This window comes from Paracoccus sp. TRP, assembly GCF_000185925.1.
GTDB lineage: Bacteria > Pseudomonadota > Alphaproteobacteria > Rhodobacterales > Rhodobacteraceae > Paracoccus > Paracoccus kondratievae.
In genome coordinates this window covers 1-17,510 of the sequence record NZ_AEPN01000058.1, presented here as the reverse complement: position 1 = coordinate 17,510, position 17,510 = coordinate 1, and the positions used below count along the sequence as shown (strand labels likewise).

Genomic DNA, 17,510 nt, shown 5'->3' with positions numbered 1-17,510 from the left:
CGTCGGGGGGCGGTTACAGCATCAGAGCCTTCGACAAGAAAAAGCAGCTGCTGGACATGTCCTGTGGCGTCCTTGATCGGATGGCCTTCGCCATCGCCGATGAATGAGGAGGAAGCCCAGAAGACGGACTATCCTCCATAGGTGCGCTGCAAGACCCGCACCCTGAAATGGCGCTCTACGAGACGGGATATCCAGACTCGCTAAACGGGCGCCGCGCATGGTGGAGCAGAAGGCGCGATCGGTAAGGCTGGAGGTTGGCTCTTTTCACAGACAAGCCTGGGCTGTCCGGAAAAGCGGGCGTTTTTCCGGTGTGGAGAGTGACGAGTGGTGATGTTCCACGGTTAACAGCGGGACGGAAACGGACCGTGACCGGCATCCGATCATGGAGGGGATGCCCTGACGATGCGCAGCCATCCAAAACTCGTCAATGGGACCGCGCTCAAGCCGGACAAGTGTGAAGCGACCGCAGGGCCTGAAGAGGCGAGTTCAGTAGCATATTGATAAATAAAGATAAGGTGAGCCAAGAAAAATCCTGGGCTCACCTTATGCTTGCAAAAAGGCTCAAACAGTCCGGGTAAGGCTCATTTTATGCTTGACCGCACACGAGCCGTCCCGCCTTAGCCGCATTTGGAATGGCCGCATGAAGGGCAGGTCATGCAGCCCTCGATCATACGCATCCCGTATTGGCCGCAAGAGGGGCAGGCCGGGCCGCGCGGGCGTTCGCCCACGGCGACCAGTTCGGCCTTGGGATCGGATTTCAGTGCCATGCCCTCGCCGGCAAGAAAACCGGTCGAGATCATGTGCCGCTCGATCACCCCACCGATGGCGGCAAGAATCGAGGGGACATAGCGTCCCTCCATCCACGCGCCGCCACGCGGGTCAAAGACCGCCTTCAGCTCTTCGACCACGAAGGACACATCGCCGCCGCGCCGGAATACAGCCGAGATCATCCGTGTCAGCGCCACGGTCCAGGCAAAATGCTCCATGTTCTTCGAGTTGATGAAAACCTCGAAGGGGCGGCGGTGATCGGCCTGAACGATATCGTTGATGGTGATATAGATCGCGTGCTCACTGCCGGGGAATTTCAGCTTGTAGGTCGAGCCCTCAAGCGCCGCCGGGCGTTCCAGTGGCTCGGTCAGATAAACCACATCGGCGCCCTTGTCGGCCTGCGGGGCCTCTTCGGATTTCTCACTGACCGACAGGACCGAGCCGGTCACATCGTTCGGACGATAGGTGGTGCAGCCTTTGCAGCCCTGATCCCAGGCGGCCAGATAGACATCCTTGAAGTCCTCGAACGAGATATCCTCGGGGCAGTTGATGGTCTTTGAGATCGAGCTGTCGACCCATTCCTGCGCGGCCGCCTGCATGGCGACGTGATCCATGGGCGAAAGCGTCTGGGCATTGACAAAATGGTCGGGCAGCGGCGCGTCGCCATGCAGGTCGCGCCACATCTGCACGGCGTAATCAACGACCTCTTCTTCGGTGCGCGAGCCGTCTTTTTGCAGGACTTTACGGGTATAGGCATAGGCAAAGACCGGCTCGATTCCCGAACTGACGTTGCCCGCATAAAGGCTGATAGTGCCGGTCGGCGCGATGCTGGTCAGCAGCGCGTTGCGGATGCCGTGCTGGGCCACCGCCTCGCGCACATCCTCATCCATGCGCTGCATAAAACCCGAGGCGAGGTATTTCTCGGCGTCAAACAGCGGGAAGGCACCTTTTTCACGCGCCAGATCGACCGAAGCCAGATAGGCCGAACGGGCAATCGACTTCATCCACACCCGCGTTTGCGCTACCGCATCATCGGCACCGTAACGCAGGCCAAGCATCAGCAGCGCATCGGCCAGACCGGTGACGCCAAGGCCGATGCGGCGCTTGGCCTGCGCCTCGGCTGCTTGCTGCGGCAGCGGGAATTTCGAGGCATCGACGACGTTATCCATCATCCGCACCGCGACGCGGACCAGTTCATCCAGCGCCTCGGGGTTCAGCCGTGCTTCGGGGGTAAAGGGCGCCTCGACCAGACGGGTCAGGTTGATCGAGCCAAGCAGGCAGGCACCATAAGGCGGCAGGGGCTGTTCGCCGCAAGGGTTGGTGGCGGCGATCGTCTCGCAATAGTTCAGGTTATTCTGTTGGTTGATGCGGTCGATAAAGATCACGCCCGGTTCGGCATAATCATAGGTCGCGCGCATGATCCGGTTCCACAGGTCGCGCGCCTGGATGGTGTGATAGACCTTACCGCCGAATTTCAGATCCCACGGGCCGTCGGCCTTGACCGCTTCCATAAAAGCATCGGTGACGAGCACTGACAGGTTGAACATGCGCAGCCGGGCGCTGTCCTGTTTTGCCTGAATGAAGGTTTCGATATCGGGGTGGTCGCAGCGCATCGTCGCCATCATCGCACCGCGGCGCGAGCCGGCAGACATGATCGTGCGGCACATCGCGTCCCAGACATCCATAAAGCTGAGCGGGCCCGAGGCATCCGCGGCCACGCCCTTTACCTCGGCCCCGCGCGGGCGGATGGTGCTGAAGTCATAGCCGATACCGCCGCCCTGCTGCATGGTCAGCGCGGCCTCCTTGAGCATGTCAAAGATACCGGCGAGGCTGTCGGGGATAGTCCCCATGACAAAGCAGTTGAACAGCGTCACTTCGCGGCCGGTGCCCGCGCCGGCAAGGATGCGGCCGGCGGGAAGAAACCGGAAATCCTCAAGCGCGGCGTAAAAGCGGTCTTCCCACTGTGCGGGGTCTTTTTCGACGCGGGCAAGGTCACGGGCAACGCGCCGCCAGCTGTCCTCGATCGACAGGTCAAGCGACTGGCCCGCACCATCCTTGAGCCGATACTTCATATCCCAGATCTGTTCGGCGATAGGGGCTGAGAAACGGCTCATGGCGGAAATCCCTGGCTAGTGATCGAAACGGGCAAGCCGGTCTTATACACGGCCCTGCGCCCGGTTCTAGGAGGAGAAAGATGGAGCCTCTTAATATAGTTTAACTCGACGCTGATTTCCAGATTTAGCGGCAAGCTGCGGTAAGGGCCCAACCTATTGAGATTGCAGGCCGGTCAGCTCATCAATCACGTTCTGCCACAGGCTTGCCGGTTGCGCGCCGGTCACAACGTGGCTGTCGGCGACAATAAAGGTCGGGACCGAGTTGATGCCGCGCTGGCGGGCGTGTATCTCGCGCGTGGCAACCTCGTCGCGATCCTCGGCTGTGGCGAGCAGACGACGGATCATCCGGCCATCCATTCCTGCCTTTTCCCCGATCTCGACCAGCACATCGGGGTTCGAGATATTCCGACCCTCGCGCCAATGTGCCCGCATCAGCCCGGACATGACCGGGGTCTGTGCGCCCTCCAGTCCTGCCCAATGCAACAGGCGGTGCGCGTCGAGGGTATTCGGCACCCGCTCGATCAGCGAGGGGTTGATCCACAGGCCCAGCCGCTCGCTGGCCTCCATCACCGGTTTCATCGCCTGGAGGATGCCCTTTTCGCCGCCGAATTTCATCTTCATGTAGGCGACATAATCCATGCCGGCCTGCGGCATCTGTGGATCAAGGCGAAAGGGATGCCAGCTGATCGTAAAGGGGTGGTCGGGCCGGCTTTCCAGAGCAAGGTCCAGTTCAGCCTTGCCGATCATGCACCACGGGCAGACCGGATCGGCAAAGATATCTAGGCGAATTTGGCCGGGAAGCGGTTCGGTCATGGGTTATCCTTGCGATGGGCGTCCCGCAGGGCGCGGCGGTTGATCTTGCCCGTCGGCGTGCGGGGCAGGGCGGACAGAGGGATGTATTCGCGCGGCTGCTTATAGCGTGCAAGCCGGGTTTCGGCCTGCTGACGCAGCGCCTCGACCGTGGCGGGACCGGTCCAGAAGGCGGCGATTACACTTGTGCCGGGGCCGACTGGCAGCTCGACTGCCGCGACCTCGCCCGCCTCGGACAGGGCGGCAAGCGCGTCCTCAACCTCACCGGGTGAGACACGAAAGCCGCCGGCGTTCATCATGTCATCGGCGCGGCCAAGGGTGCGAATCGCACCTTCGGCGGTGGTTTCAGCCAGATCGCCGGTCAGAAACCAGTCGCCGCAAAAGCGTGCCGCCGTCTCCTGCGGTTGGTCGAGATAGCCCAGAAACAGCCCGGGGTCCGAGCGGTGGACCGCAAGGACGCCGGGCTGGCCGGAGGCAAGCTCGTGCCCCTCGTCATCAAGGATTGCGATCCGCCGGCCGGGCTGAGGAAAGCCCGCCGTGCCATCTGGTGCCGGGCGCGCGGGGCTGCCCGAGATGAAGGTCGAGCATTCCGACATTCCCATCGCCTCATGCAGATCGGTGCCGGTGCGCTCTTGCCAGGCGTGGCGCAGAGCGGGGTCCAGCCTTTCGCCCGCGACAAGACCGTGACGCAGCCCGTTCCACGGTTTCCACTCGGCCCGCAGCAGGCGGCGAAACACGCCGGGTGCGGCGGCGAGGATGGTGGCGCCGTGTCGGCTGGCGATCAGCGGGATCTGTCCGGGCGCTACGTCTTCGGCGGGAATCAGCGCCGTAGCGCCCATGGTCCAAGGGTCCATGAGGCCGGTCCCAAGCGTGAATGTCCAGTTAAAGGCCCCGGCATGCAGCAGCCGGTCCTGCGCCGTCAGCCCATACCAGCCCTGATACATCATTTGCCGGGCAAGGATGGCGCGATGTGCATGGCAGACCGCGCGGGGTTGGCCCGAAGTGCCCGAGGTAAAGACGATATAGGCCAGATCATCAGGCCTGGCCTGCGCGAATCCGGCCGGAGGCAGCGCGGCGAATCCGGTGATTCGCTCGGCCGACAGGACCGGGGCCGGGTGATCGGGCAAGGCAATGTCCTTGTCTGCGACGATCATCGCTGGCTGAATGACGGCGGCGATCTTGCTGATCTCTGCCTCGGTCAGCATAGGAGAGGTCGGAACCGGCACGATACCGGCGGCGATGGCACCAAGATAGGTGACCGGAAAGTTCGGATTGTTCCCCAGCCGCATCAGCAGCCGCTGTCCCGGGCGCAGGCCTGCCTGCAAAAGCCCGGTCGCCGTGCCCAGCACCGCCTGACGCAACCGGGCATGGGACCAACGGTCGGCGCGGCTGAGGCCCAGCACCGACATGGAAAGCCGGTCCGGAGACGCGGTTCCAGCTTGCAGCACATGTTCGGCCAGATTCATTCCGTTACCCCGTCTGGTTCGTCTTTCGGGGATAAAGCCTTGCGCTGCGGGGGGAAAGAGGGCGGGGGCAGTTGCCTGTCAGGCAAGCCGCAGACATGAAAACGGCCGGCGCCTTGCAGGCCCGGCCGGTTCCGGCATGTTGCGTTGTCGTCGAATCAGAGCAGCTTCAGATCCGAGGCAGAGCTGCGGCCGTCACGGCCCGATTGCAGCTCATAGCTGATCTTTTGGTTGTCGTTCAGTCCGGTCAGCCCGGCGCGTTCGACCGCCGAGATATGGACGAACACGTCCTTGCCGCCATCATCGGGCGCGATGAAGCCATAGCCTTTGGTGGCGTTGAACCATTTTACGGTGCCGGTAGCCATTTTACCGTCTCTCCTTCAAGTCATCCCGGGGCGAAATTGCACCCGAGCCGTGCAGTGCAGCCCTTTCCCGTCAAGTCCGGCTGCCCCGTGAAGGGAGGCGGTAGAAAGTCGTGCTCACGCAGCGCAGAGGATGAACGATTCGCGAAAAAACGCAAGAACGAATGCGTCGCGCGAGATGATGCAGGATCATCTCGCGCGATTATTTTGGCAGATTGCCGCCAAACCGGGGGGGTGCGCTCAGCGCAGATCCGGCGGGGTGGCCTCGTCGCGCAGCATGGCGATGGCTGCATCCAGCGTGTGGTTTTCGCTGCCCTGCCGGTCGAGTCGCCGGATCGAGACGCTGCGTTCCTCGACCTCTTTCAGACCCACAGCCATGATGACCGGCACTTTGCCGACCGAATGTTCGCGGACCTTGTAGTTGATCTTTTCATTGCGGGTGTCGGCTTCGGCCCGCAGCCCGGCGGCGCGCAGCGCGGCCACGACTTCGTGCACATAGTCGTCGGCAGCCGAGACGATAGATGCGACCACCACCTGGCGCGGCGCGAGCCACAGCGGCATCTTGCCCGAGTAGTTCTCGATCAGGATGCCGATGAAACGCTCGAAGCTGCCCAGCACGGCGCGGTGCAGCATGTAGGGCCGGTGCTTGGCGCCGTCCTCGCCGACATATTCCGCGCTGAGCCGCTCGGGCAGGTTGGGATCGACCTGGAAGGTGCCGCACTGCCATTCGCGGCCGATGGCGTCGGTCAGCTTGAAGTCCAGTTTCGGCCCGTAGAAGGCGCCGTCGCCGGGGTTGATCTCATAGGGCAGGCCCAGCTTTTCGATGGCGCCTTTCAGCGCGCCCTCGACCTTGTCCCATTGCGCGTCCGTGCCGATCCGCACCTCGGGCCGGGTCGAGAGCTTGATGTCGAAGCCGTCGAAGCCGAGGTCCTGATAGACCGAGGACAAGAGCGCGATGAAGCCGGCGCATTCGTCTTCGATCTGGTCCTCGGTGCAGAAGATATGCGCGTCGTCCTGGACAAAGCCGCGCACCCGCATCAGCCCGTGCATCGAACCCGAGGATTCGTAACGATGGCACGAGCCGAATTCGGCCAGCCGCAGCGGCAGGTCGCGGTAGGATTTAAGGCCCTGATTATAGACCTGTACATGGCAGGGGCAGTTCATCGGTTTCAGCGCGTTGATGCGCTTTTCCCTGGCCCCTTCCTCGTCCACCTCGACGATGAACATGTTCTCGCGATAGGCTTCCCAGTGGCCGGATTTTTCCCACAGGATACGGTCCACGACCTGGGGCGTCTTGATTTCTTTATAGCCGGCGCGGATCAAGCGGCGGCGCATATACGATTCAAGTTCGCGATAGATCGTCCAGCCGTTCGGATGCCAGAAGACCATGCCCGGTGCTTCTTCCTGAAAATGGAAAAGCTCCATCTCGCGGCCAAGCTTGCGATGGTCGCGCCTGGCAGCCTCTTCCAGCATGGTCAGGTGGGCCTTGAGGTCGTCGCGGTTGCGGAAGGCCACACCGTAGATGCGTTGCAGCATCGGGCGCGAGGAATCGCCCAGCCAATAGGCACCGGCGACATGGGTCAATTTAAAGGCATCAGCCGGAACCTGGCCGGTGCTTTGCAGGTGGGGGCCGCGGCAGAGGTCCTGCCAGTTGCCGTGCCAATACATGCGGATCGGCTCGCCTTCCGGGATGCGGTTCACAAGCTCGATCTTGAAGGACTCACCCTGCGCCTCGTAGTGGGCAAGGGCGCGGGCACGGTCCCAGACCTCGGTGCGCACAGGCTCGCGGGCGGCGATGATCTGTTTCATCCGAGCCTCGATCGCGCCCAGATCCTCGGGCGTGAAGGGTTCGGCCCGGTCGAAATCGTAGAACCAGCCCTGATCGCGGACGGGACCGATCGTCACCTTGACGTCGGGCCACAGCTCTTGCACGGCGCGGGCCATGATATGGGCGAGGTCATGGCGGATCAGTTCGAGTGCCGGCTCGCTGTCCTTCATGGTGTTGATGCTGATCTGGCCGCTTTTCTGGATTGGCCATTGCAGGTCGATGTGCTGGCCGTCGAGAAAGGCAGAAATCGCATTCCGGGCGAGGCTCGGGGCGATGGATGCGGCAACCTCGGCGGCGGTGATGCCGGCGGGATAGTCGCGCGAATTGCCATCGGGGAAAGTAAGGGAGATCTGGGACATAGGTCCTCCTCGTCGGTTTGGCGCCCACGGAACGCCCGGTTGCGGGTATGTCGGGCGGGTGTGGCGCGATTGCCGCGCGTTGTCAATGCGGATAGCGTGGCAGGGGGCTTTGCGCCCCCCGTCGCGTTCCGCGACTCCCCCGCAGGATATTTGGACACGAAAGAATGACGCAGTATCTCGAAGGGCCGCAGGGGCGGCGCATTGCCTATAACCGGGTCGAGGGGCAGGGGCCTGGTGTGGTATTTCTGGGCGGGTTCCGATCCGACATGCAGGGGTCGAAAGCCCTGTGGCTGGAGGATTGGGCGCGCAGGCGCGGGCGGGCTTTTCTGCGCTTTGACTATTCGGGGCACGGCGAGTCCTCGGGCGCTTTTGACGAAGGCGCGATCGGCGACTGGTTTCAGGATGCGCTGGCGGTGATCCGGGGGCTGACAGAGGGGCCGCAGGTGCTGGTCGGGTCCTCAATGGGTGGCTGGATCAGCCTGCTTGTGGCGCGCACCATGCCTGAGCGGCTGGCCGGGCTGGTCACTGTGGCGGCGGCGCCGGATTTCACCGAGCGCGGCTTCTGGGCCGGTTTTTCCAAGGCAGAGCGGGCGGCATTGGCTGAGTCGGGGCGGGTCGAGTTGCCGAGTGATTATGCCGACGAGCCCTATGTCATCACCCGGCGACTGATCGAGGACGGGCGCGATCATCTGGTTCTGGACAAGCCGCTGCCACTGCCCTTTCCCGTGCGTTTCCTGCAGGGTACGGCTGATGCAGATGTGCCGATGTCCTGGGCGCTGGATTTGCTGGATCATGCCTCGGGCGAGGATATGCGTCTGACGCTGGTCAAGGGTGCCGATCACCGCTTTTCCACCCCGGACTGTCTGGAACTGATCGGCGCAGCGATCAACGAGGTCTTGGCGTGCGCGGAATAAGCGAGAGGCGGCGTTATCGCCGCCTCTGCCGGATGTTTCCGTAGGGTCAGACTGCGATTTTGGCGTCGTGTTCGGACAGGTTGACGACGCCGCAGTCGACCGGTGCCGTTCCCCTGCGCCGGCGGCGACGCGTTTCTGTGGGCTGAAGTTGTTCGTCGATGAAGTCGAGCACCAGCGGGCGGATATTCAGTCGCCAGCTTTTGCCTGCGAAGATGCCGTAATGGCCTGCGTCGGGTTCGAGGTGCTGGGTCTTGCGGTTGTCCGGCACCCCGGTACAGAGCGACAGGGCCGCCACGCATTGGCCGGGGGCAGAGATGTCGTCCTTGGCCCCTTCGACCGTCATGATCGCGACATCGGTGATCTTGCCGATGTCAATCTGCCTGCCATCCACGGCAAAGCAGTTGCGCGCGATCTCGCGCTCTTTGAAGACACGCTCGACCGTCGAGAGGTAGAATTCGGCGGTCATGTCCATGACGGCGAGATATTCGTCATAGAAGGTGTTGTGTTTATCGCCCTCGGATCCCTCGCCGCGCGCCTCGGCGAAAATCTTGTCGAGGAAGGCACGGGCATGGGTTTCGGCATTCATGGCGATGAATGAGGCCAGCTGGGCGAGGCCCGGATAGACCATGCGTCCGGCACCGCGATACTTGAAGCCGACCTGCTGGATCATCAGATAATCGAGCTGACCCATTGTCATGCGGTTGCCGAAATCGGTCACTTCGGTCGGGGCGGCATCCGGGTCGATCGGCCCGCCGATCAGGATCAGGGACCGGGGCTGGGCCTTGGGGTCGTCTTCGGCCAGGATCGCGGTGGCGGCGAGGGCCAGTGGCGCGGGCTGGCAGATTGCGATGACATTGGTATCCGGCCCGAGGTGGCGGATGAAATCGACCAGATAATTTGTGTAATCATCGACGTCGAACTTGCCGCAGCTGACCGGAATGTCACGGGCGTTGTGCCAATCCGTCACATAGACTTCGCAATCGGGAAGCAATGAAGTGACCGTAGTGCGAAGGAGGGTGGCATAGTGGCCCGACATCGGGGCGACAAGAAGGACCTTACGGGCCAGCGGTTCGCGGCGGGCGACCCGGAAATGCACGAGGTCGCCAAAAGGGCGTCTGATCACCGGTTCGACATAGACGACATGGTCCTGGCCGTCCTCGGACACGATGGGCGGGATCTCCCAGTCGGGCTTGATCACCATGCGGGCAAAGCTGCGTTCAGTCACCCGGCCCCAGGCCGACATCAGCTTGAAAAGCGGGTTGGGGCTGAGCGCGAATGCCGGGTAGGAGGCAAGCGCCCGTGCGCTGGCGCCCATCCATTCGTTGGTGTTTCGGATCGTCTCCATCGCGTCGTAGGAGATGATGCCTTTCAGTCCCTTGTAAGTCGTCAACATAGCCCTCTCCGTTACGCTGCGCCGGATTCGGCCTTGCCGGGGAAGGACACGGCTTTACCTGCGTTTTATGCTGGGCATAATGATTTTACGGTTCAGGGAGGATTGTCAATTATGGTGGGTAAGAATGAAAAGCCGGAAACTGGTTCCGGGGCCAAAGCTGCGGCTGGAAAAAGCAGCCGTCGCAAGACTGGCGCAAAATCCTCCTCTGCGTCAAAACCTGAACCTGCCTCAGCAGATGCCGTAAAACCTGTGCGCAATCGGCAGGCGAAACCGGATAAAACAGAACCCGCCGTTTCTGCTGAAAAAACAACGAAAACCTCTGACGCCACTAAATCAGCGCAGGCCACAAAATCTACCAGCACGCGATCTGCCGCTGCTGCCAAATCTGCGGGGGAAAAATCCGCAGTGCGGGGAACGGGATCGCGGGCGCGGGCAGCCAATCGCAGCGATCCACGTACTAGCACGCGGCGTAAAGCCACGGTGAAATCAACAGCAAAGCCCGCTGCAGCGACGCTGAGCGCGGCTGATGAGGTATTGCGGCCGCTGGGTGCTGCTGGCCTTGGCGATACGGCACCGACCGCAATACCGGTCGGGACCAGCCCCGCCGTAAAACCTGCTGAATCTGCTGCTCAGGGGCCTGCTGACGGTTCGGCCGTGTCTGCCTTTGCGGAAGCGGCCTTTGGCGTTGATAGCACTCTGCCCGAGCAGCTGAGCCGCAATATCGAGCGCATTGAGGCGCTGACCCAGCGGTTGGTCCGCGCTTTGGCCACGCGCCGCCCCCACAGTCCGGGGGTCGAGATGCCGGGCCCTGATCTGTTCGCGACGGCGACGACTGCCTGGCTGAAGCTATTGGCTGAGCAGCCCGAGCGGGTGATCAGTCAGCAGGTCAGCTACTGGGGCGAGACGCTGCGCCATTTTGCCGAGGCGCAGGCCGCACTGGCCCGCGGCACGCTGCAACCGCCGGCTGATAGCGGGGCAAAGGACCGGCGCTTTTCGAACCCGCTTTGGGAGGCACATCCTTTTTTCAACTTTATCAAGCGGCAATATCAGATCAACGCTCAGGCCTTGCAGGAGGCGACAAGCGCGCTTGATTTGCCCGACACGACCGACCGGCGCCGGATCGAATGGTTCACCCGCCAGATGATCGACATGCTGGCACCAACGAATTTTCTGGCCACGAATCCTGATGCCCTGGAAAAAGCGCTGGAAACCGAGGGCGAAAGTCTGGTCAAGGGGCTGGAAAACCTTGTTCGCGATGTCGAGCAGAATAATGGTGAGCTGATCGTTTCTTTGGCTGACCGCGATGCATTCCGCGTTGGTGAAAATATAGGCACTACCGAAGGAACAGTGGTTGCGCGGACCAAGCTCTATGAGATGATTCAGTACAAGCCGACCACGGCGCAGGTGCATGAAATTCCGCTGGTGATTTTCCCGCCCTGGATCAACAAGTTCTACATCCTTGACCTTAAGCCTCAGAACAGTCTGATCAAATGGATTGTCGATCAGGGCTATACGCTGTTTGTAGTGGCATGGAAAAACCCCGATCCCAGCTATGGCGACACCGGGATGGCGGATTATGTCAGCGCCTATCTTGAGGTCATGGACCGGGTGCTGGATCAGACCAACCAGAAAAAGCTGAACGTTGTCGGCTATTGCATCGCCGGGACGACGCTGGCGCTGACGTTGTCGCTGTTCAAGCAGCGCGGCGATGATCGGGTGAACTCGGCCACCTTCTTTACCACGCTGACCGATTTCGAGGATCAGGGCGAATTTACCGCCTATCTGCAAGAGGACTTTGTTTCGGGCATCGAAGAAGAGGCGGCGCGGACCGGTGTTCTGGGCGCCCAGCTGATGACGCGGACCTTCAGCTTTTTGCGGGCCAATGATCTGGTGTGGGGGCCGGCGATCCGCAGCTATATGCTGGGCGAGACACCGCCCGCCTTTGACCTGCTGTACTGGAACGGCGACGGCACCAACCTGCCTGGACGGATGGCGATGGAATATCTGCGTGGCCTCTGTCAGGAGAACCGATTTGTCGGCGAGGGGTTTGATCTGATGGGGCATCGGCTGCATGTCAGCGATGTCTCCTTGCCGCTTTGCGCCATCGCCTGCGAGACCGACCATATCGCCCCATGGCGCGACAGCTGGCGAGGCGTGGCGCAGATGGGTTCGCCCGACAAGACCTTCATCCTGTCCGAATCGGGCCATATCGCCGGGATCGTGAACCCGCCCAGCAAGAAGAAATACGGTCACTACACCTCGACCGCTGGCTTTGAGCGCGGAGAGCAGCACTGGCTGGACCACGCACAGCGTCATGACGGCAGCTGGTGGGGCCGCTGGGGCGAATGGCTGGCCGAACGGGCCGGAAACCTGGTCAAAGCCCGCGATCCGGGTGAGGGGCTTGGCCCGGCTCCGGGCGTATACGTCCACGAGCGGGCGTAAATTTTTCTGCACCGCAGCAAAAAAGATCTTGCAATGCTGCGGTGCAGAAAGTATATGGGGGCAGATAGAGTTTCCGGTGCCAAGCCGCCAATCAAGGAGAGTGCAGATGGCCAAGACCCCCGACTTCACCAAGACCATGCAAGAAATCATGGCGAAATTCCCGATCGACACCTCGTCCTTCCAGGACGCTTTCCGCTCGCAGACCGCGCTGGGCGAAAAGATGGCTAAGGTGGCGCTGGCTGCTGCCGAGCGTTCGACCGAAATCTCGGCCCAGTGGGCCAAAGATACCCTTGCCCGCATGGGTGAACTGACCGCCTCGAAAGATGAGCCGGCCGAATACGCCAAAGCGCTCAGCGATTTCGCCACGGCCTCGGCCGAAGTTGCTGCCGAGCATATGGCTGCCTTTGCCGAAGTGGCCAAGAAAGTTCAGATGGACACCGTCGATCTGATGCTGACCGCTGGTAAGGATCTGGCTGCCGACGCCCAGAAAGTCGCTGAAAAAGCTACCCGCGACGCGCAAGCCGCTGTCCGTAAAGCTGCCACCTCTGCGACCAAGGCCTGATAACCAGTTGATGGTTTGAGGGTTAAGGGGACAGCTGGCTGTCCCCTTTTTCACATCTGTGTCCGTGCATCTGCGGTCCTGTCGGCAGTGGTGTTAACGGCGCCGCTGGCGATTTTCTTTGCATTTCCTCAGGCCATTTCCCATCATGCTGCAAATGCATTGCCGGAGGAGCCATGGCTGAGGCCGAGAATACGACCCCGCTTCTGATCAAGCGCTATGCAAGCCGCCGCCTCTATAACACCGAGACGAGCGATTACGTCACGCTTGAGGATATTGCGGATTTCATTCGTGCGGGGCGGCAGGTGCGCATTGTCGACCTCAAGACCGGTGACGATCTGACTCGGCAATATCTGCTGCAGATCATCGCCGAGCATGAGGGCAGGGGCGAAAGCGTGCTGCCGATCGAGGTGCTGATTGATCTGGTGCGCAGCTATACGACGCAGGCGCAATCCGTGGTGCCGCAATTCCTTGCCGCCAGCTTCGAGATGCTGCGCGAGGGTCAGTCGAAACTCATGGAGAATCTGGCGACCTTCCCCAACCCCATGTCGTCGATGCCGGGTTTTGAGGCGTTGCAGCGTCAGCAGCAGCTGTTTCTGAAGGCGATGTCCTCGGGCTGGGGCACAAGCGGCAGCAGTGGCCCCGACCTGGAAGAGATGGGAGAGGAGATCCCTCGCCGCGCGGGCAAGAAAAGCTCGGATCCCGAGGACATGGCCGAGATTCGCCGCCAGCTAGCCGAGCTTCAGAAGCGGATTTCCAGGCTTTGAGCTAACTGCGACTTGCGCAGTCGTGCCTGTCGCGCTAGACGGGCCGCGATGGACGGTTGGCCGAGTGGTCGAAGGCGCACGCCTGGAAAGTGTGTAGGCGGGGAACCGTCTCGAGGGTTCGAATCCCTCACCGTCCGCCATCATCTCTCCAACCATATGATATTCCTCATCTATTTTGATGTTTTCCACCCCTGTCCGGGATGTTTTCCACTGTTCCGGTCATGTTCTGTTCCCAAGACAGCCCGTCTGCGATCCGCTGATTTGGTATAGTGGTCCACTTCCTTGAGCGTTTCATGCCCCGTCCATGCGGCGATCTGGTGGGCTGTCGCTCCGCCATCGGCCAACTCGGCGGCGAGGCTTTTCCGAAGGCCATGCGCGGACTTTTTGAACCCTGCCGCTATGGCTGCTTCTCGGATCATGGTGCCTAATGCTTTCTCGGATCTGGCACGACCCTTGGCATCCAGGAACGTCATCTGCCCGATCAGGGCGCGAAGAGCCTCATGCATCATATCCCGGTCAGCGCCGAGATGTGCGGCGAAGTCCGGCAACGGGCACGTCCATGGGACATAGGCCATCCCGCCGGTCTTTTGTTGCCGGTAAGCAAGTACGCCATCGCGAGCAACCATGCCGGGGCCTAGTCTCACGGCATCGCTGATCCGCGCTCCGGTGAACCGCAGAAGCTCCATTGCAGCTCGCGTTGCGGAGCCGATGGGCCAGCGCCTCCGGAAAGCTTCGATTTCTGCCAGAGTCCAAGGCGGGTGGCCTTCGGTCTTCTTCCCACGCGGCATGGCAACATCCAGTGCCTCGTTGCGCTCAAGCAAATTGATTGCGACTCCATGCGCACAAAGAAAGCGCCATGTTCTCAGTCTGTGGCCCTCAGCATTGGCTTTCGGCAGGTTCGCCCGGATGTGTTTCGCTCGCAGCCCGCGAGCAGGCAGATTCCCAAACTCGGCCACCAACTCATCACAGTGACGCCTGAACATCGCCCGTGTGGCAGGTTTGGAATCGTGAAACTTTCTGGATTTCAGTGCTGAGCGGACGAGAGCCGCAAATGAGCCGGCAGATACTGGCGCTTTCTCCGGAACGATCCTCTTAGCATCCGCATAGGCTCGCAGGAAATCCGGGTGATCCATCGGCAGATCCGGAAGGCGTACAAGCGGACAGCCCTTTGCCCGGAAATACCGATAGGCCTTTCCTCTTCTCACTACGGTTTTGATGCCGACGAGGGTCACGACCCCGTTGCCTTGTCCCATGCGTCTACCTCGCTTTCGGTGGACGGTATCGGCGCGGCGTCCACGCTTGCAAGGATTATGACGCTGCCGTCGCGCAGCACGCGACACCCCTCGACTGGCAGTCCCGCCGCGCGCATTCCCTCAATGGTCCTTCTGATCGCGGCAGGCGTCGGTCTCGGTGCCCCCATCCCTATGCCTCCTTCTCCTGCAACGTTGGGCGCAACGCATCCGGCGCAGGAGAACCTATAATCGGGCACTTCCCCGCATCGGCCATGTCGATCACATATTGGAGCGAGGCTATGGCTACCTCGCCCACGTCAGGGTAGCGCAGCAGGTTTTTCCGTCCAATGTCAGCCACTTGCCCGAGCGTCATTTCTTTCCATGCGCCGCGTCCAAACGGTTGCGGCTTATCCTCGGCACGTATGGTCGTGGACAGCCGCCCCAGGACGCCCGCGCTACGCCCGATGTGGCTCCGCAGCGCCATCCAGTCGATATCCGTCATGCGGATTTCACGCCAGTCACTCATCTACGCCTCCCTCTGCGCGGTCTGTAGATCGGCGAATCGCAGCCAATCGTGAAAGCGTCCGATCAGCGCGGCCTTGGCGGTCAGCACGTTGCGCTCCTTGACGTGGGTAAACGAACGCTGGCCAAGCCAGAACGACCATTGTGCGGAGCCGTCCCGCTGGGGAAACACGGCCCCGACCTCGACCTGCCCGGTGCGGGCGACAATGCGGCCGCCCTCGTAATCAGGCGCGACAAACACGAGGCTCATGCTCGGCCCTCCTTCCTCCACTGGAACGTGGCCCACTCTCCGCACTTTGGGCAGGTCACGGGCTTTCCGGGCAGGCGCTTTCCGGCCCAGCCGCAAGAGGCGCAGGCTACGGGCAGGCGCTCAGTCATGGCTGGCCTCCCCGCTGGACAGGGCGGCGCGGGCGGCCTCCACGGCAGCGTCAGCACCGCCCTCGCCTGCCTTGATGATCCACGGCCCATAGCTGCTGGGGCCTCCGCTAAACCACGACACAAGATCATCGAGGGCATCCCGCACCTGCGCCAGTTCCTCAATCTCGCGGCGCATCGTCTCGACCGTCTTCATGTGGTCGCGGATCAATTCGGCTTCCTCCTTGCACCACATGGACGCATCGCCAGCGTCCGTCACCATGTCGAGGTGACTTGCGCGCTGCTTATCCAGCCATTTCAGCAGGCGGTTGACGCGGCGGTCGTATGTAACTGTGCTGGCCATGGTCGGTCTCCCTAGGGCTGGGTGAGGGCGGCGCGGGCCGGGTTCGCAATGAAATCGCGCTGGCGGTATCTCTCATGGACTGGATGATCTAATGGATATTCCTGCCAGATATATCTGTCTATTTCGGCCTCGCACTCCCTCAGCGCATCCCGCAGCCGCTGGTTGTCGGCTTCGGCCTTCTCGGCGCGATCCTTCCAACCCTCGACAACCCCAACCAATTCTGATGCATACAATCGACCCTCGGCCTGTCCGAGTTGTGAGGAAAGGTTGCTAATTTGGTTGGCCGCCTCTGTCAGGGCGCTATTGAGCCGATCGATCTCTGCCGCCTCCGCGACCGTCTCGCTGGGCAGGGCGGGGTGTGGGGTGCGGGTGTTCCACCTTTCGGCCACACCCTCGGCGCTGCCCGTCATGGTCACACATAGATGCGGGCACTTGATTACGTGATCCTGATGGCGGTCCCCATGCAGGCTGTCGTGCCAGACTTTCCCCAGCCCTCGGTGAGGCGTTGCCCCACAGAACGGGCAGGGCAACAGTTTTGCGTCAACGCTCATCGCTGCCTCCCTCGGCTTCGGGGGCGGCGGGATACAGCGTGGCCTTGACGCTGGCGATCCAGTCCTCGATTTCGGTGATCCGAGCTACAGCGGCGGCGTCCGTTGGATCATCCGACAGGCGATCCGGGTCGCCTCCTATGCAGAGGCTGCCGCGCATGCCCTCGGCCTCAACCGCCAGCAGGTCCCAGCCAGTCAGCAGCAGGGCCCGCATGCCGGCGACCTTATTTCGCAGCATTTTCTCTGTGACGTCCTGTGACAGCTTGGCCTCGCCAAATCCGGCGGTGAAACCGGACTTCCACGCCTCGTCCAACTCGTCATCGGACGGCTCTCGCTGTCTCAATCGGCTGCCAGCCGTGGGATGCGGTGACGGGCGCATGCCGCTCGACATACTCGGCCTCTCCCTGCACGGCGTGGTGGTCGCTCAGGTGGCGGGTGAGGCGAGGGGGTGAGGTGTAAATGCTGGTCATGTCACACCATCCCCAACGCAGCTTTGTACAGTTCGAGAAGAGCTTCTTCTTCGGCGATATCGTCCGGGTCACGCTTGCGTAGAGCAATCAGCCTACGCATGGCCTTGGTTTCGTAACCACGGGCCTTAGCCTCAGTCATCAGCTCTTTCTGCTGTTCGGCGAGGTCGTTTTTCTCAGCCTCAAGCTGCTCATACTGTTCGATGAACTGGCGGAGTTCGCCGGCGGCGATGCCATAGGCGTT

General features: G+C 61.7%; 18 protein-coding genes and 1 tRNA gene. 5 read left to right on the top strand and 14 right to left on the bottom strand.

Going from position 1 to position 17,510, the window contains the following annotated elements; all coding sequences use genetic code 11:
- Positions 1-617: 617 nt before the first annotated feature.
- From PARACOCCUSGL_RS0117970 to thrS, 5 genes are all read right to left on the bottom strand, one after another.
- A complete protein-coding gene (locus PARACOCCUSGL_RS0117970; RefSeq protein WP_010399987.1) occupies positions 618-2,882 on the bottom strand; it encodes an adenosylcobalamin-dependent ribonucleoside-diphosphate reductase in 2,265 nt (754 codons plus the stop codon).
- 153 nt (positions 2,883-3,035) lie between these two features.
- Positions 3,036-3,695 carry a DsbA family oxidoreductase gene (locus PARACOCCUSGL_RS0117965; protein ID WP_010399973.1) on the bottom strand — a complete coding sequence of 220 codons (660 nt, stop codon included), beginning with the start codon at positions 3,693-3,695 and terminating at the stop codon, positions 3,036-3,038.
- Positions 3,692-5,158, bottom strand: a complete 1,467-nt coding sequence (locus tag PARACOCCUSGL_RS0117960) for a class I adenylate-forming enzyme family protein (protein ID WP_010399970.1) — start codon at positions 5,156-5,158, stop codon at positions 3,692-3,694. The genes PARACOCCUSGL_RS0117965 and PARACOCCUSGL_RS0117960 overlap by 4 nt, the downstream gene beginning before the upstream one ends.
- A 155-nt stretch (positions 5,159-5,313) precedes the next feature.
- Positions 5,314-5,520 carry a cold-shock protein gene (locus tag PARACOCCUSGL_RS0117955; protein ID WP_010399969.1) on the bottom strand — a complete coding sequence of 69 codons (207 nt, stop codon included), beginning with the start codon at positions 5,518-5,520 and terminating at the stop codon, positions 5,314-5,316.
- Positions 5,521-5,757: 237 nt separating this feature from the next.
- Positions 5,758-7,704 (bottom strand): threonine--tRNA ligase, encoded by a 1,947-nt coding sequence (thrS, locus tag PARACOCCUSGL_RS0117950; protein ID WP_010399967.1) that lies wholly within the window; start codon positions 7,702-7,704, stop codon positions 5,758-5,760.
- 164 nt (positions 7,705-7,868) lie between these two features.
- Here thrS and PARACOCCUSGL_RS0117945 point away from each other — a divergent pair, with 164 nt between their 5' ends.
- Positions 7,869-8,618 (top strand): alpha/beta fold hydrolase, encoded by a 750-nt coding sequence (locus PARACOCCUSGL_RS0117945; RefSeq protein WP_010399964.1) that lies wholly within the window; start codon positions 7,869-7,871, stop codon positions 8,616-8,618.
- 46 nt (positions 8,619-8,664) lie between these two features.
- Here PARACOCCUSGL_RS0117945 and phaZ read toward each other — a convergent pair whose 3' ends face one another.
- Together phaZ and PARACOCCUSGL_RS22490 are read right to left on the bottom strand one after the other, a co-directional pair.
- On the bottom strand, positions 8,665-10,011 hold the full coding sequence (gene phaZ / locus PARACOCCUSGL_RS0117940; RefSeq protein ID WP_010399962.1) for a polyhydroxyalkanoate depolymerase: 1,347 nt from the start codon (positions 10,009-10,011) through the stop codon (positions 8,665-8,667).
- Between the two features lie 92 nt (positions 10,012-10,103).
- Positions 10,104-10,451: a hypothetical protein gene (locus PARACOCCUSGL_RS22490; protein ID WP_237701570.1), complete on the bottom strand. Its 348-nt coding sequence runs from the start codon at positions 10,449-10,451 to the stop codon at positions 10,104-10,106.
- Positions 10,452-10,491: 40 nt separating this feature from the next.
- Here PARACOCCUSGL_RS22490 and phaC point away from each other — a divergent pair, with 40 nt between their 5' ends.
- The 4 genes from phaC to PARACOCCUSGL_RS0117920 all read left to right on the top strand — a co-directional run bounded on the left by phaC (position 10,492) and on the right by PARACOCCUSGL_RS0117920 (position 13,919).
- Positions 10,492-12,453, top strand: a complete 1,962-nt coding sequence (gene phaC, locus PARACOCCUSGL_RS0117935) for a class I poly(R)-hydroxyalkanoic acid synthase (RefSeq protein ID WP_237701568.1) — start codon at positions 10,492-10,494, stop codon at positions 12,451-12,453.
- Between the two features lie 106 nt (positions 12,454-12,559).
- Positions 12,560-13,015 carry a phasin family protein gene (locus tag PARACOCCUSGL_RS0117930; RefSeq protein WP_010399953.1) on the top strand — a complete coding sequence of 152 codons (456 nt, stop codon included), beginning with the start codon at positions 12,560-12,562 and terminating at the stop codon, positions 13,013-13,015.
- 173 nt (positions 13,016-13,188) lie between these two features.
- Positions 13,189-13,779, top strand: coding sequence for a polyhydroxyalkanoate synthesis repressor PhaR (gene phaR / locus PARACOCCUSGL_RS0117925; protein ID WP_010399951.1), 591 nt, complete (start codon positions 13,189-13,191; stop codon positions 13,777-13,779).
- Between the two features lie 50 nt (positions 13,780-13,829).
- Positions 13,830-13,919 (top strand) — tRNA-Ser (locus tag PARACOCCUSGL_RS0117920).
- Between the two features lie 30 nt (positions 13,920-13,949).
- Here the strand turns inward: PARACOCCUSGL_RS0117920 and PARACOCCUSGL_RS0117915 are convergent.
- The 7 genes from PARACOCCUSGL_RS0117915 to PARACOCCUSGL_RS0117880 all read right to left on the bottom strand — a co-directional run bounded on the left by PARACOCCUSGL_RS0117915 (position 13,950) and on the right by PARACOCCUSGL_RS0117880 (position 17,498).
- A complete protein-coding gene (locus PARACOCCUSGL_RS0117915; protein ID WP_029372649.1) occupies positions 13,950-15,032 on the bottom strand; it encodes a tyrosine-type recombinase/integrase in 1,083 nt (360 codons plus the stop codon).
- A gap of 169 nt (positions 15,033-15,201) precedes the next feature.
- Positions 15,202-15,537 carry a hypothetical protein gene (locus PARACOCCUSGL_RS0117905; RefSeq protein WP_010399944.1) on the bottom strand — a complete coding sequence of 112 codons (336 nt, stop codon included), beginning with the start codon at positions 15,535-15,537 and terminating at the stop codon, positions 15,202-15,204.
- Positions 15,538-15,783: a hypothetical protein gene (locus tag PARACOCCUSGL_RS0117900; RefSeq protein WP_010399940.1), complete on the bottom strand. Its 246-nt coding sequence runs from the start codon at positions 15,781-15,783 to the stop codon at positions 15,538-15,540.
- A 120-nt stretch (positions 15,784-15,903) separates the two neighbouring features.
- Positions 15,904-16,251 carry a hypothetical protein gene (locus tag PARACOCCUSGL_RS0117895; protein ID WP_010399937.1) on the bottom strand — a complete coding sequence of 116 codons (348 nt, stop codon included), beginning with the start codon at positions 16,249-16,251 and terminating at the stop codon, positions 15,904-15,906.
- Positions 16,252-16,262: 11 nt separating this feature from the next.
- Entirely contained in the window at positions 16,263-16,802 is a 540-nt protein-coding gene (locus PARACOCCUSGL_RS20905; protein ID WP_010399934.1) for a hypothetical protein, read from the bottom strand.
- A complete protein-coding gene (locus PARACOCCUSGL_RS0117885) occupies positions 16,792-17,142 on the bottom strand; it encodes a hypothetical protein (RefSeq protein WP_138918389.1) in 351 nt (116 codons plus the stop codon). Before PARACOCCUSGL_RS0117885 ends, PARACOCCUSGL_RS20905 begins: the two co-directional genes overlap by 11 nt.
- A 128-nt stretch (positions 17,143-17,270) precedes the next feature.
- Positions 17,271-17,498 carry a DUF2312 domain-containing protein gene (locus PARACOCCUSGL_RS0117880; protein ID WP_083825866.1) on the bottom strand — a complete coding sequence of 76 codons (228 nt, stop codon included), beginning with the start codon at positions 17,496-17,498 and terminating at the stop codon, positions 17,271-17,273.
- Between the last annotated feature and the right edge of the window lie 12 nt (positions 17,499-17,510).